This is a genomic window from Kitasatospora sp. NPDC002040, assembly GCF_040296785.1.
GTDB lineage: Bacteria > Actinomycetota > Actinomycetes > Streptomycetales > Streptomycetaceae > Kitasatospora.
The window spans coordinates 42,412-56,130 of record NZ_JBEOXV010000028.1 but is presented as its reverse complement, the minus strand read 5'-3'; the positions used below and the strand labels follow the sequence as shown (position 1 = coordinate 56,130).

General features: G+C 72.7%; 13 protein-coding genes. 9 read left to right on the top strand and 4 right to left on the bottom strand.

Translation table 11 applies throughout. The features are described from left to right. Positions 1–187 precede the first annotated feature (187 nt). The 7 genes from ABT118_RS31605 (at position 188) to ABT118_RS31575 (ending at position 8,028) form a co-directional block, all read left to right on the top strand. Positions 188–724 carry a type III secretion system chaperone family protein gene (locus ABT118_RS31605; RefSeq protein ID WP_350677438.1) on the top strand — a complete coding sequence of 179 codons (537 nt, stop codon included), beginning with the start codon at positions 188–190 and terminating at the stop codon, positions 722–724. Between the two features lie 125 nt (positions 725–849). After that, entirely contained in the window at positions 850–2,010 is a 1,161-nt protein-coding gene (locus ABT118_RS31600) for a pyridoxal phosphate-dependent aminotransferase (protein WP_350677434.1), read from the top strand. Between the two features lie 342 nt (positions 2,011–2,352). Beyond that, positions 2,353–2,922, top strand: a complete 570-nt coding sequence (locus ABT118_RS31595; protein ID WP_350677427.1) for a DUF2617 family protein — start codon at positions 2,353–2,355, stop codon at positions 2,920–2,922. A 79-nt stretch (positions 2,923–3,001) separates the two neighbouring features. Next, positions 3,002–4,612: a spermine/spermidine synthase domain-containing protein gene (locus ABT118_RS31590; RefSeq protein WP_502884748.1), complete on the top strand. Its 1,611-nt coding sequence runs from the start codon at positions 3,002–3,004 to the stop codon at positions 4,610–4,612. A 70-nt stretch (positions 4,613–4,682) separates the two neighbouring features. After that, positions 4,683–5,546, top strand: a complete 864-nt coding sequence (locus ABT118_RS31585) for an SRPBCC domain-containing protein (protein WP_350677422.1) — start codon at positions 4,683–4,685, stop codon at positions 5,544–5,546. 26 nt (positions 5,547–5,572) lie between these two features. Then, on the top strand, positions 5,573–6,109 hold the full coding sequence (pyrE, locus tag ABT118_RS31580) for an orotate phosphoribosyltransferase (RefSeq protein ID WP_350677417.1): 537 nt from the start codon (positions 5,573–5,575) through the stop codon (positions 6,107–6,109). Positions 6,110–6,204: 95 nt separating this feature from the next. Next, positions 6,205–8,028, top strand: a complete 1,824-nt coding sequence (locus ABT118_RS31575; protein ID WP_350677414.1) for an alkyl/aryl-sulfatase — start codon at positions 6,205–6,207, stop codon at positions 8,026–8,028. 60 nt (positions 8,029–8,088) lie between these two features. Here ABT118_RS31575 and ABT118_RS31570 read toward each other — a convergent pair whose 3' ends face one another. After that, positions 8,089–8,796 carry a DedA family protein gene (locus ABT118_RS31570; RefSeq protein WP_350677409.1) on the bottom strand — a complete coding sequence of 236 codons (708 nt, stop codon included), beginning with the start codon at positions 8,794–8,796 and terminating at the stop codon, positions 8,089–8,091. A gap of 318 nt (positions 8,797–9,114) precedes the next feature. On the opposite strand from ABT118_RS31570, the gene fbaA reads away from it, so the two are divergent. Beyond that, on the top strand, positions 9,115–10,143 hold the full coding sequence (fbaA, locus tag ABT118_RS31565) for a class II fructose-bisphosphate aldolase (RefSeq protein WP_350677458.1): 1,029 nt from the start codon (positions 9,115–9,117) through the stop codon (positions 10,141–10,143). Positions 10,144–10,206: 63 nt separating this feature from the next. Here the strand turns inward: fbaA and ABT118_RS31560 are convergent, their stop codons facing one another. Next, positions 10,207–10,626, bottom strand: a complete 420-nt coding sequence (locus tag ABT118_RS31560; RefSeq protein ID WP_350677401.1) for a DUF3151 domain-containing protein — start codon at positions 10,624–10,626, stop codon at positions 10,207–10,209. Positions 10,627–10,673: 47 nt separating this feature from the next. Next, a complete protein-coding gene (locus ABT118_RS31555; protein ID WP_350677396.1) occupies positions 10,674–11,795 on the bottom strand; it encodes a histidinol-phosphate transaminase in 1,122 nt (373 codons plus the stop codon). Between the two features lie 252 nt (positions 11,796–12,047). On the opposite strand from ABT118_RS31555, the gene ABT118_RS31550 reads away from it, so the two are divergent. After that, complete coding sequence (locus ABT118_RS31550; RefSeq protein WP_350677390.1) at positions 12,048–12,827, top strand: DUF3152 domain-containing protein; 780 nt, start codon at positions 12,048–12,050, stop codon at positions 12,825–12,827. Positions 12,828–12,834: 7 nt separating this feature from the next. Here the strand turns inward: ABT118_RS31550 and ABT118_RS31545 are convergent, their stop codons facing one another. Further along, the gene (locus ABT118_RS31545; protein ID WP_350677387.1) at positions 12,835–13,668 is read right to left on the bottom strand and encodes a sterol carrier family protein; all 834 of its coding nucleotides are present in this window, start codon (positions 13,666–13,668) and stop codon (positions 12,835–12,837) included. Positions 13,669–13,719 lie beyond the last annotated feature (51 nt).

Below are 13,719 nucleotides of genomic sequence, written 5' to 3'. Positions count from 1 at the left end.
CTCCTGTCGTCGTGGCCCGGATCGACCGGGCGCGCTGTTCGTGAATTCATAGTGCCCGAATGCCGGGGTCGGCGTCAATATCCGTATATGAATTCTGTGTCCCGGGCCGCGGATGAGGCAGGATGGTGCCTGGAAGGGCGGCCCCTCATTGCCAGCCACCCTTGTGCACTGAGAAGAGGACCCCCTGATGAGCATCGACCCGTCGTCCATCCCCTCGTTCGGCGCCCCGCAGGGCGGCCAGCCGGGCCCCGCCGGCCCGCCGCCGATCGTGGTGCCGGACCAGGCGCTGGTCACCCAGTTGCTGGACCAGATGCAGCTCAAGCACGTCGTGGACGACGAGGGTGACCTCACCGCGCCGTGGGACGGCTTCCGCGTCTACTACATGTTCCGCGGCGAGCAGAAGGAGCTCTTCGCGGTCCGCGCCTTCTACGACCGCTCCTACCCGCTCGAGGACAAGGGCGAGATCCTCGACCTCATCGACGAGTGGAACCGCGAGACCCTCTGGCCGAAGGTCTACACCCACACGCACGAGGACGGCGTGGTCCGCCTCATCGGTGAGTCCCAGATGATCATCGGCACCGGCGTCAACCTGGACTACTTCGTCTCCACCACCGCCAACTGGACCCAGGCCGCGGTCGGTTTCGAGCAGTGGATCGTCGAGCGCCTCGGCCTCCAGAAGGACATCGACGGCGAGGGCGACACCGCCGCCGGCGACGAGAGCTGATCCCCGCACGCTTCGCGCAGGCCCGTCCCCGACCGGGGGCGGGCCTGCTCGCGTACTCCCGGGGGTACTTGCCCCCGTCCGACCCCACCGCAAGGATGATCCCGACCACCTACTGAGGAGCCGGGATGGGTACGAGGCCGCTGCTGAACCGCAGGCTGGCGGGGATGGGTTCGACGATCTTCGCGGAGATGTCCGCGCTGGCCGCCGCGACCGGTTCGATCAACCTGGGGCAGGGCTTCCCGGACCGCGACGGTCCGCGCGAGATCGCCGAGGCGGCCGCGCAGGCCGTCCTGGACGGCCGGGGCAACCAGTACCCGCCCGGCCCCGGCATCCCGGAGCTGCGGGCCGCGATCACCGAGCACCAGCAGCGCTTCTACGGGCTGGCGTACGACCCCGACACCGAGGTGCTGGTCACGGCCGGCGCCACCGAGGCGATCGCCGCCGCGCTGCTGGCCCTGCTGGAGCCGGGCGACGAGGTGATCGCGCTGGAGCCGTTCTACGACTCGTACGCCGCCTGCATCGCGATGGCCGGCGCCACCCGGGTGCCGCTCACCCTGCGGGCCCCCGCCTTCCGGCCCGACCTGGACGAGCTGCGGGCGCTGATCACCCCGCGCACCCGGCTGCTGCTGATCAACACCCCGCACAACCCGACCGGCACCGTGCTGACCCCCGACGAGCTCCGCACCATCGCCGAACTCGCCTGTGAGCACGACCTGTTGGTGATCACCGACGAGGTGTACGAGCACCTGGTGTTCGCCGGGGCGCACCGGCCGCTGGCCGCCCTGCCCGGGATGCGGGAGCGGACGGTGGCGATCTCCTCGGCCGGCAAGACCTTCTCCTTCACCGGCTGGAAGGTCGGCTGGGTGACCGGCTCGCCGGAGCTGGTGGCCGCGGTCCGGACCGCCAAGCAGTACCTGACCTTCGTCAGCGCGGGGCCGTTCCAGTACGCCGTCGCGGACGCGCTGCGGCTGCCGGACAGCTACTTCGACACCCTGCGGGCCGACCTGCTGCGCAAGCGGGACCTGCTGGCCGCCGGGCTGGCGGCGGCGGGCTTCGAGGTGTTCCGCCCGGAGGGGACCTACTTCATCACCACCGACATCACCCCGCTCGGCGAGACCGACGGCCTGGAGTTCTGCCGCAAGCTGCCCGAGCGCTGCGGCGTGGTGGCGATTCCGAACGTGGTGTTCTACGACAACACCGAGGCGGGCCGCAGCCTGGTCCGCTGGGCGTTCTGCAAGGCGGACTCGGTGCTGGAGGAGGCCGTCAGCCGACTGCGGAGGCTCTGACCCGCCGCCGCGGACCGGGGCGGCCCCGGCAGCGCACCCCGGCGCACGACGGGTGCACACGGCGCATGCCCCGGCGACAGGGGCGCGCGCCGGACAGAGTCGTGCACCGGGGTGATCACACCCAGACGGAGAGTGCTACCAGAACGGTGACTCTGGGGCAAAGCTGGGTAAATCCCTGACGGACCCGGAGAATTCGTGCTTCTCTGCTGCTGAATCTCCAGCCGGAATCCTTCCTTCCACGGTCGGCCGCGCCAGGGACCGCACAGCCTCGAACAGCCCCGCCACCGTGCCGGGCCGGATGCTGACGGCGGGCGCGCACGGAGCTGAAACGCGGAGCCCAGCATGCTCACCACACTGCAGACCTCCTACACGGACACCCGGGCCGGTGACCTGGCCTGGTGCCTGGGCGGCAGTCCGCTGCCCGCGCTCGCGGTGCGCGACCTGAGACTCGACCGCCTCGGCACCGGTCGGCTCTCCGGCGGGACGCTGCAACTGAGACTGCTCGGCGCCTCGCACCAGGTGATCCTGGCGGCCGGCCCCGGCGAGTGCCTGGAGACGGTGGCCTGCCTGCCGGGCCGCCGCACCCCGCTGCCCGCCCGGGTGGCCGAGCAGGTCGGCGGCTGGGAGTACGAGTTCGCGGCCCGGATCGAGGAGCTGACCCCGCACGTCTTCGCCGCCCGGGCGCAGGAGCTGCTGGCCCTGGTCGAGGGCCATCCGAGTGCGCTGGCCGGGGTCTTCCCGGGGGACCCGAGCGCCTTCACCGCGCTGGTCGCCAACGGCGACGAGCGCCGGGTGCACTGGCGCACCTGGCACGCCTATCCGCAGGAGGGGCGGCTGGTCTGCACCCGGTCCTCGCTGACGGTGTTCGGAAGCCAGTCCGAGCCGGACCCTAGCGGCGGTAGCCCATGTTGATGAAACGTCAATTCAGTGCACCGCCCTGTCCGTCGAATGGGTGCAGCGGTCGGCCACCCACCTCGCCTAGCGTTTGTTCGTGATCAACCATCCGGCGGGCCCACCCGCCCAGCCGAGCACCGAGGACCCGGCCGGGCTGGCCCGGATCGGGGCCGGCGCGGTCCGCTACCGGGACACCGGCCCGGGCGGCGGCCGGCGCCCGGGCCGGGCCCGCCCGGCCCGGCTGCTGGTGCTGCTCGCGGCGTTCGTCTGCGCGGCCTGCGGTCTGGTGTACGAACTCGAACTGGTGGCCCTGGGCGGGTACTTGATCGGCGACCCGATGACCCAGACCTCGGTCGTGCTGTCGGTGATGGTGTTCGCGATGGGCGTCGGCTCGCTCTCCGCCAAGCGGCTCACCCGCCGTCCCGCCACCTCCTTCGCCCTGGTCGAGTGCGCGCTCGCACTGACCGGCGGCCTCTCCGTGCTGCTGCTCTACTCCGCCTGGGCCTGGCTGGACCGGTACGGCGCCACCACGGCCGGGGTGGTCGGCACCACCTTCCTGATCGGGGTGCTGATCGGCGCCGAGATCCCGCTGCTGATGACGCTGGTCCAGCGGATCCGCCGGGAGGACGCGGGCCGGGCCGCCGCCGACCTGTTCGCCGCCGACTACGTCGGCGCGCTGATCGGCGGCCTCGCCTTCCCGTTCCTGCTGCTGCCGCTGCTCGGCCAGACCGCCGGGGCGCTGCTGACCGGCGCGGTGAACGCGGTGGCGGGCGCGGCGGTGGTGCTCTGGCTGTTCCGGGACGAGCCGTCGCCCCGGACCAGGCTGCTGCTCTGGACCGGCTGCGGCCTGGTGCTGGTGGTGCTCGCGGTCGCCGCCGCCTTCACCGGCGTGATCGAACGGGCCGCCAGGAACGCGCTGTACGGCGCCCAGGTCCGGCTGGCGATCCAGAGCAGGCACCAGGAGATCGTGCTGGTCGGCACCGCCCTGGAGGCCCGGGTGCCGCCGCAGCGGGCCCCGCTGGAGCTGTACCTGAACGGGCGGCTGGCCCTCTGCGGCCCGGACGAGTACCGGGAGCACGAGGCGCTGGTGCACCCCGCGCTCGGCAGCGGCCCGGTCGGCCGGGTGCTGCTGCTCGGCGGCGGGGACGGGATGGCGCTCCGCGAGGTGCTCAGGCAGCCCGCGGTCCGGGACGTCACCGTGGTCGAACTCGATCCGGCGGTGCCGGAGTTGGTCCGCCGGGACGCGGCCCTTTCGGCCCTCAGCGGCCACTCCCTGGAGGACTCCAGGGTCCGGCTGGTGGCGGCCGACCCGCTGCGCTGGCTGCGCGAGGCGGGCTCCTACGACGTGGTGCTCGCCACCCTGCCCGGGCTGCCGTACGACTCCCGGGAGTTCTACGGCCTGGCGGCCAGGGCGCTGGCGCCCGGCGGGCGGCTGGTGGTCCGCACCGACACCGTCTGGGCCACCGAGGCCACCGTCCGGGCGGTCGGCCTGCACACCGTCCCGTACACCGCCGCCGACGGCCCCCGGAGCTGCCCGAAGGCTCCGCCGGAGCCGCCGGCCTTCGTGCTGGCCGCCCGTACCCCGCCCCGGCTGGCGCTGGCCGCGCCGACCCGGTCGCTCACCACCGAGAGCCTGGTCGGAACCGCCGAGCGGCTCGCCGCCGGGCGCCCCGGGCGGGCCCCCGAACCGCGCAGCCTGCTGGACTGAGGCGGGCACCCGAAGATCGACCTGACCGGGTGCTCTCCGTCCGGGCGGTCGGGTCGGTAGGCTCGCTGGCATGGAGCATGAGGTTGTCGTCCAGCTGTCGGCCACCGTCGTCCAGCAGGCGCTGCGCGACCGGGATCTGCTGGCCCGCTGCGTCCCCGGCCTGAGCACCGAGGCCGAGGCCGCGGGTGACGAGCTGGCCGGTCGGCTGCGGCTGCGGATCGGCGGCTCGACCATCACGTACAAGGGTGTGCTGTCGCTGATCGAGGGCCGCGAGGGCGTGCTGACCGTGCTGGCGGAGGGTCAGGAGTCCCGGGGCAGCGGCGAGGTGACCGCGACCGTGCGGATCTCGGTGCAGCCGGGCGCCGACGACACCAGCAGCGCGCTGCACTTCACCGGCGACCTCACCGCCACCGGTCGGCTGACCGAGTTCGACGCGGTGGCGCTGGGCACGGCCGGCCGCCGGCTGCTGGACCGGTTCGCCAACGACCTGGCGGCCGAGGTCAGCGGAGCGGAGCCGGAGGCCGCCACCGTGCTGTACCTGGAGGACCGGGCCACCGGCTACCCCTCCGAGCTGGACGACGACCTCGCCGATCTGATCGCCTTCGCCGACGAGCCCGCCCCGGCCGAGCAGGCCGCCGAGCAGCCGCCCGCCGAGGTCCCGGCGCTGGAGTACCTGGCCGGCGACGGCGGCAGCGGCCCGGTCCGGCGCAGCATCGTCGGCCGCTCGGCCGAGGAGGTGGACCACGCGCCGCCGCGCGGCCGGTACGCCCCCGCGCTGCCCGCGCGCAGCGCCCGGGCCAGGGCCGCCACCCGCTGGGGCGGCCCGGAGCAGCTGCCGCAGAGCGACCGCACCGCACTCCCGTGGATGATCGGCGGCGGGGTCGCGCTGATCGGCGGCGCCGTGGTGCTGGTCCGTGCCCTGCGGAAGCGCTGAGGGCCGCCCCCGTAGACTCAACGCCCATGAGCAACGAGCGCGACGCCCTGCTGGCGCAGATCAAGGACAAGGCCGTCGTGCACGGCAAGGTCACCCTCTCCTCCGGGCTGGAGGCCGACTACTACGTCGACCTGCGCCGGATCACGCTGGACGCCGAGGCGGCGCCGCTGGTCGGCCAGGTCATGCTGGACGCCACCGCCGAGCTGGACTACGAGGCGGTCGGCGGGCTGACCCTGGGCGCCGACCCGGTGGCGGCCGCGATGCTGCACGCCGCCGCCGCGCGCGGGCGGAAGCTGGACGCGTTCGTGGTCCGCAAGGCGGGCAAGGCGCACGGCCTGCAGCGCCGGATCGAGGGCCCGGACGTCAAGGGCCGCCGGGTGCTGGCGGTCGAGGACACCTCCACCACCGGCGGCTCGGTGCTGGCCGCGGTCGAGGCGCTCCGCGAGGCGGGCGCCGAGGTGGTCGGCGTCGCGGTGATCGTGGAGCGCGGCGCTGCTCCGGCGATCGAGGCGGCGGGCCTGCCCTACATCACCGCCTACAGCCTGGACGACCTCGGCCTCTGACGGTCCGGCAGTCACCCGGTGCCCGGTGTTTCACGTGAAACACCGGGCACCGTCATAACGCGATAAAACGGACAATTCATGGCAGGGTCGCTCCCATGGCGACTCCTTCCTTCGAAAACACCGAGGACTTCACCGACGCCGACCGGGGATTCCTGGAGGCTCTGGAACCCGCGATCGTCACCGCCGCGGACGGCCGGGTGGTCTGGGACAACGACGCATACGCATTCCTGCAGCAGGACTGCCCGGACACCGCGAACCCCAGCCTCTGGCGGCAGGGCCAACTCAGCTCCCGGCAGGGCCTGTTCAAGGTCACCGAGGGCATCTACCAGGTCCGCGGCCTGGACCTCTCCAACATGACCCTGGTCGAGGGCGACCAGGGCGTGATCGTGATCGACCCGCTGATCTCCGCCGAGACGGCCGCCGCCGCGCTGGCGCTGTACCGCCGCAACCGGGGCGACCGCCCGGTCACCGGCCTGATCTACACCCACTCGCACGGCGACCACTTCGGCGGCGCCCGGGGCGTCGTCCCGCACGGCCACGAGCCGGTGCCGGTGATCGCCCCGGTCGGCTTCCTGGAGCACGCGGTCAGCGAGAACGTGTACGCCGGCACCGCGATGACCCGGCGGGCCGTGTACATGTACGGCGCCCAGCTGCCCAAGGCGCCCGACGGCCAGATCGGCTGCGGGCTCGGGATGACCACCTCGACCGGCACCATCACCCTGATCGCGCCCACGGTGGACATCACCGCGACCGGCCAGGAGGAGGTGGTGGACGGCGTCCGGATCGTCTTCCACCTCACCCCCGGCACCGAGGCGCCGGCCGAGATGAACTTCCACTTCCCGCAGCGCAACGCCCTCTGCCTGGCCGAGAACGCCACCCACAACATGCACAACGTGCTGACCCTGCGCGGAGCGGTGGTCCGGGACGCCCGGGTCTGGGCGCACTACCTGGACGAGGCCTGGCAGCTGTTCGGCGAGGACACCGATGTCTCGTTCGCCTCGCACCACTGGCCGACCTGGGGCCGGGAGCGGATCGGCGAGTACCTCACCAAGCAGCGCGACCTCTACGCCTACCTGCACGACCAGAGCCTGCGCCTGCTGAACAGCGGACTGACCGGCCCGGAGATCGCCGAGGAGATCACCCTGCCGCCGGCCCTGGAGGAGTCCTGGGCGCTGCGCGGCTACTACGGCTCGCTCAGCCACAACGTGAAGGCGGTCTACCAGCGCTACATGGGCTGGTACGACGGCAACCCCGCCAACCTGTGGCCGCACCCCCCGGTCGAGCAGGCCACCCGCTACGTCGAGCTGCTCGGCGGCGCGGACGCCACCGTGGCCAGTGCGCAGGAGTTCGTGGCGAAGGACGACCTCCGGTTCGCCGCCACCCTGCTCAACCACGTGGTCTTCGCCGATCCGGCGCACGGCGGCGCCCGGGCGGCGCTGGCGGCCGTCTACGACCGGCTCGGCCACGGGGCCGAGAACGGGACCTGGCGGAACTTCTACCTGACCGCCGCGATGGAGCTGCGCGGCACCCTCGCCCGGGTCGACCTGGAGACCGGCAACCCCGAGATGGCGATGGCCCTGACGGTCGACCAGCTGATCGACTCGCTGGCGGTCCGGGTGAACGGGCCGCGCGCCTGGGACACCCCGCTGACCCTCGACTGGCTGTTCACCGACCAGCAGCACGGCTGGCGGCTCACCCTCTCCAACGGCGCGCTGACCCACCGCAGCGCCCCCGCCGGGCAGTCCCTCGGCGCCGGCCCGGCCGACCTGACGCTGACCCTGACCAAGCCCCAGCTGCTCGGCCTGCTGGCCGGACAGCAACCGGACGGGATCGAGAGCTCCGGCGACCCGGGAGCGCTGGCCACCCTGTTCGCCGCGTTGGACACCCCGGACCCGAACTTCGCCATCGTCACGCCGTAACCCGCCCCGGACACGCGGAAGGGGGCCCCGACCGGGGCCCCCTTCCGCGTACGTGTGTGCTCAGCCCTTGCGGTGCCGACCGCTGCTGACCGGCTCGCCGCTCTCGACCGCACCGGCCTTCTTCTTCTTCCGCTCGCGCAGCACCTCGAACAGGATCGGCGAGACCGAGACCAGGATGATCAGCGCCATCGCCGGGAGCAGGTACTTGTCGATCACCGGCGCGAGCTGGGCGCCGGTGAAGTAGCCGATCAGCAGCATCGACTCGGTCCAGAGCACCCCGCCGACCACGTTCCAGACGAAGAAGGTCTTGGCCGGCATCTCCAGCGTCCCCGCGACCGGGTTCAGGAAGGTCCGGACGATCGGGATGAAGCGGGCCAGCACCACGGCCTTGGCCGGCCCGAACTTCTCGAAGTACTCCTCCGCCTTCACCACGTACTCGGGGCGGAAGATCTTCGAGTTCGGCTTGTCGAACATCCGTGGGCCGATCCTGCCCCCGAAGTAGTGTCCGAGCTGGGCCCCCGCGATCGCGCACAGCGGCGCGCCGATCAGCAGCAGGGCGATCGACATCTGGGCGCCCTCGCCCAGCACCGAGGAGGCGGCCGAGGAGGCGGCCACCCCGGCCAGGATCAGCAGTGAGTCGCCCGGGAAGAAGAACCCGACCAGCAGGCCGGTCTCGGCGAAGATGATCGCCAGAATGCCGATCGCACCCACCGATGCGACAAGGGCTTTGGCGTCAAGCAGATTGACGGCGAGCTGGTTGTAGTCCACGGGCGCAGGATAGCGCCCCCGCCTTACCAAGGGCTCAACGTCCCTCCCGCACCGGGGCCTCCGCCCCCTCTCGCGACACCGACCGTCCCAACCAGCGGGCCTAGGGGTGATCCCGGGGCCCGAGTCTGGGAAGATGTTCGAGGTGTCCGGCCCGCGGTCGCACCCACCCTCAGTGCACACCGCGACGGACTCCGTCGAACCGAGGTACCACCAGCCGCACCGCAGAGCCGCGACGGCATTCCCGGTACCGCGCGTCGTACCGAAGGCGTACCGAGCGTCGGACAGGTCGTCCGTACGCCGAAGCACCGACAGGAGCGGATTCGCATGCCCATCGCAACTCCCGAGGTCTACAACGAGATGCTGGACCGGGCCAAGGCGGGCAAGTTCGCCTACCCGGCCATCAACGTCACCTCGACCCAGACCCTGCACGCCGCGCTGCGCGGCTTCGCCGAGGCCGAGAGCGACGGCATCATCCAGATCTCCACCGGTGGTGCGGAGTTCCTGGGCGGCCAGCACAACAAGGACATGGTGACCGGCGCCGTCGCGCTCGCCGAGTTCGCGCACATCGTGGCCGCGAAGTACGACATCACCGTCGCGCTGCACACCGACCACTGCCCCAAGGACAAGCTGGACGGCTACGTCCGCCCGCTGCTGGCCATCTCCGCCGAGCGCGTGAAGAACGGTCAGAACCCGCTCTTCCAGTCGCACATGTGGGACGGCTCGGCCGAGACCCTGGCCGACAACCTGGCGATCGGCCAGGAGCTGCTCGCGCAGGCCAAGGCCGCGAAGATCATCCTCGAGGTCGAGATCACCCCGACCGGCGGCGAGGAGGACGGTGTCTCGCACGAGATCAACGACGAGCTCTACACCACGGTGAACGACGCCGTCCGCACCGCCGAGGCGCTCGGCCTGGGCGAGCAGGGCCGCTACCTGCTGGCCGCCTCGTTCGGCAACGTGCACGGCGTGTACAAGCCGGGCAACGTCGTGCTGAAGCCGGAGCTGCTGCGCGAGCTGCAGGACGAGATCGGCAAGCAGTACGGCAAGACCGACCCGTTCGACTTCGTCTTCCACGGCGGCTCGGGCTCCACCGCCGAGGAGATCGCCACCGCGCTGGAGAACGGCGTCGTGAAGATGAACCTCGACACCGACACCCAGTACGCCTTCACCCGCCCGATCGTGGACCACGTGTTCCGCAACTACAACGGCGTGCTGAAGGTCGACGGCGAGGTCGGCACCAAGAACACCTACGACCCGCGCACCTGGGGCAAGCTGGCCGAGGCCGGCATGGCCGCCCGCGTGCTCGAGGCGACCCAGGCCCTGCGTTCCGCGGGCACCCGGATCAAGTAGCCGGTACGACGGAGCCCGCTCGACCGGAATTCCGGTCGAGCGGGCTCCGTGCCGTCTCGGGGACTACTGCTTCAGCTCGGCGTACGCCTCGGCACTGCTGTCCTTGAGGAAGGTCCAGCAGCGCTCGGCCTCCTCGGTCTCCTTGATCTCCTCGGCGGCCCGGGCCAGCGCGGCCAGGCAGCGCAGGAAGCCGCGGTTGCCGCGGTGGTCCCACGGCACCGGGCCGTGGCCCTTCCAGCCGGCCCGCCGGAGCGAGTCCAGACCGCGGTGGTAGCCGGTCCGGGCGTAGGCGTACGACTCGACCACGCGGCCGGCGTCGTAGGCGTCGTCGGCCAGCATCGCCCAGGCCAGCGAGAAGGTCGGGAACGCCGCGGCGACCTGGGTCGGCGAGGCCGACTCCTCGCCCAGCATCCGGTAGGGCTGCTCGTCCTCCGGCAGCCGGGTCGGCTCGGGGCCACCGAGGAGGTTCTGGTGAATACTCATGCGTGCAGTCTGCCCCGCCGAGGGCACCGCTGTCGCCTGCCTCCCGGTCAGGCCCGCCCGAGCACCGCCGACAGCGCCGCGCGGAACGCCGCCATCTCCGCCGGGGTGCCGATCGAGACCCGCAGCCAGCCGTCCGGGCCCGCCTCCCGGATCAGCACGCCCCGGTCCAGCAGGCCCTGCCAGACCGCTCTCCGGTCCGGGAAGGTGCCGAACAGCACGAAGTTGGCGTCCGAGTCGGCGGCGGTCAGCCCGAGCCCGCGCAGCCAGTCCACCGTCGCGTCCCGCTCGGCCCGCAGCTCGGCCACCCGGCCGAGCAGCTCCGCCCGGTTGGCGAGCGAGGCCCGGGCGGTCGCCTGGGTGACGGCCGACAGGTGGTACGGCAGCCGGACGATCCGCAGCGCGTCCACCACCGCCGCGTTCGCCGCCAGGTAGCCGAGCCGGCCGCCGGCCAGGGCGAACGCCTTGCTCATGGTCCGGCTGACGATCAGCCGGGGGTGGGCGGGCAGCAGGGTCACCGCGCTCGGCACCCCGTCCCGGCGGAACTCCGCGTACGCCTCGTCCACCAGCACCATGCCCGGGGCGGCGGCCAGCACCTGCTCGATCAGCTCCAGCGGCAGCGCGGTGCCGGTCGGGTTGTTCGGCGAGGTGAGGAAGACCACCGCGGGCCGCTGCTCGGCGACGGTCTCCAGCACGTGCCCGGGGTCGAGCCCGAAGTCGGCGGTCCGGCGGCCGGCCGCCCAGCCGGTCAGGGTGTTGCGGGAGTACTCGGGATACATCGGGTAGTGCGGGGCGAAGCCGAGCGCCGTCCGCCCCGGGCCGCCGAACGCCTGCAGCACCTGCTGGAGCACCTCGTTGGAGCCGTTCGCCGCCCAGAGCTGATCGGCGGTCAGCGCCAGCCCGGTGTCCTCGCCCAGGTACGCCGCCAGGTCGGCCCGCAGCGCCCGGAACTCCCGGTCCGGATAGCGGTTCAGCCCGGCCGCGGCCGCCGCCACCGCGGCGGCGATGTCGGCCACCACCCGGGGCGACGGCGGGTAGGGGTTCTCGTTCACGTTCAACTGCACCGGAACGTCCAACTGCGGTGCCCCGTAAGGCTGCTCACCGCGCAGCTCGGGGCGGAGCGGCAGCTCCTCCAGGGTGGTCTCGACCCAGCGGGGCGGGGCGGTGTGCATCACGGCTTCCTTCCAGGGCAGGCGAACGGCATCATCGAACCACCCGGGCCGCACCCGGGCGGTGACCGTCCAGCGGTCGGTCGGTGCGACCGGCCCGGTGCCCGGGAACTGGAGCAGCGGCGGGTATCGTCCTCGACAGCGCGTCAGTTCCTGCCCGCCGATCAGAGAGCCCCCGCAGTGCGACCCAACTCCAGCAGCACCCCCGCCCCGAGCCGTCGGCGTGCCGCCAACGCACGACGGCGGAGGCAGCGGATGATGCGGCGGCGGCGGACCTTCGCGGTCGGGCTGGTCGGCATACTCGCGGTGCTCGGCGGCACCGCGTACCACCTGAGCGGCAGCTCGGCGGACGCACCCGTCGGCGCCCCCACCACCCAGGCCCGGGCCGTCCCGGCCGCCGAGTCCCCCGCCGCCACTCCCCCGCCGTCGTCGCCACCCGCACCGGCGCCCGCCCCCACCCCGGTGGTCGAGGGCAAGGGGCTCGGCACCTTCACCACGGTGCCCGCCAACGGCCCGGTGGCCGGCAAGGGCAGCCACCTGCGCAAGTACAAGGTGGAGGTCGAGGACGGAATCGGGATCGACGCCGCGACCGCCGCCCAGCAGGTCCAGGGCATCCTGGCGGACAAGCGGAGCTGGACCACCGACGGCAAGAACTCGTTCCAGCTGGTGGCCTCGGGCTCGTACGACTTCACCGTCCGGATCGCCTCGCCCGAGACGGTGGACAAGATCTGCGCCACCGCCGGACTGGACACCGGCGGCGAGGTGAACTGCAACGTGGACCGGCAGGTGATGGTCAACATCAAGCGCTGGAACACCGGTTCACCGAAGTTCAGCGGCCCGATCGAGGACTACCGGGCCCTGATCATCAACCACGAGGTCGGCCACCGGATCGGCCACAACCACGAAGGCTGCGCCGGCCCGGGCAAGCCGGCGCCCGCGATGATGCAGCAGATCTACGGCCTGGACGGCTGCGTCTCGAACGCCTGGCCCTACACCGACACCGGCAAGTACATCAGCGGCCCGGCCAAGCCGTAGCCCCGCGCTAGCCCATCACGGGCAGGTACTCCGCCAGGTCGCTGCGCTCGCCGCTGGCCCGCAGGGTGGTGTCGAGCTCGGCGGCCCAGTCCGTGCGGCCGGTAGCGAGGCGGATCCAGGTGAGCGGGTCGGTCTCGACCACGTTGGGCGGGGTGCCCCGGGTGTGGCGGGGGCCGGGAACGGCCTGGACGACCGCGTACGGCGGCACCCGCAACTCCACCGCCCCACCGGGCGCCTGGTCCGCGAAGGCGTCCGCCAGCAGCCGGGTGACGGCCGCGAGGGCCTGCCGGTCGTGCGGGAAGGCCGCCAGCCCCAGCGCGGCCGCCAGGTCGTCCGCGTGCACCACGGTCTCGACCAGCCGCGTCACCAGGAAGTCGGTCACCAGCATCGGCCCGAACCGGATCACGAACCGCCGCGCCGGGTCGGCGGCTTCGGGCCGCTCCAGGGCCCGCAGCAGCAGGTCGCCCGCGACGTCGAACTCCGCGGCCACCTCGGCCGGCGAGCCCGCGAAGGCCCCCTCCGCGTGCTCCTGCACGGCGGCGTCGATCGCGGCCGCCGCGGTCCTGGTGATCCCGACCCACTCCACCAGCGAGAGCGGCGCCCCGTCCGGCACCGGCTGGTCCAGGTGCCGGGGCAGCCAGTCCAGGCAGAAGCCGAGGTGGGCGATCAGCAGCCGGACGTTCCAGTCCCCGAGCCGGGTCGGCCGGTCCAGCACCGCCTCGGCGTCGGGACGGGCGCAGAGCTCGTGCACCGCCCCGCGCAGCGCCTCGGTCTGCCCGGCCAGGGCGGCCCGCACCTTGGCGGGGTCGTAACTGCGGGGACGGTTCGCGGAGTTCGCCATTCCGCGAGGGTACAGCGAAGGGGCGGCCCGGGAACCGGGCCGCCCCTCAGG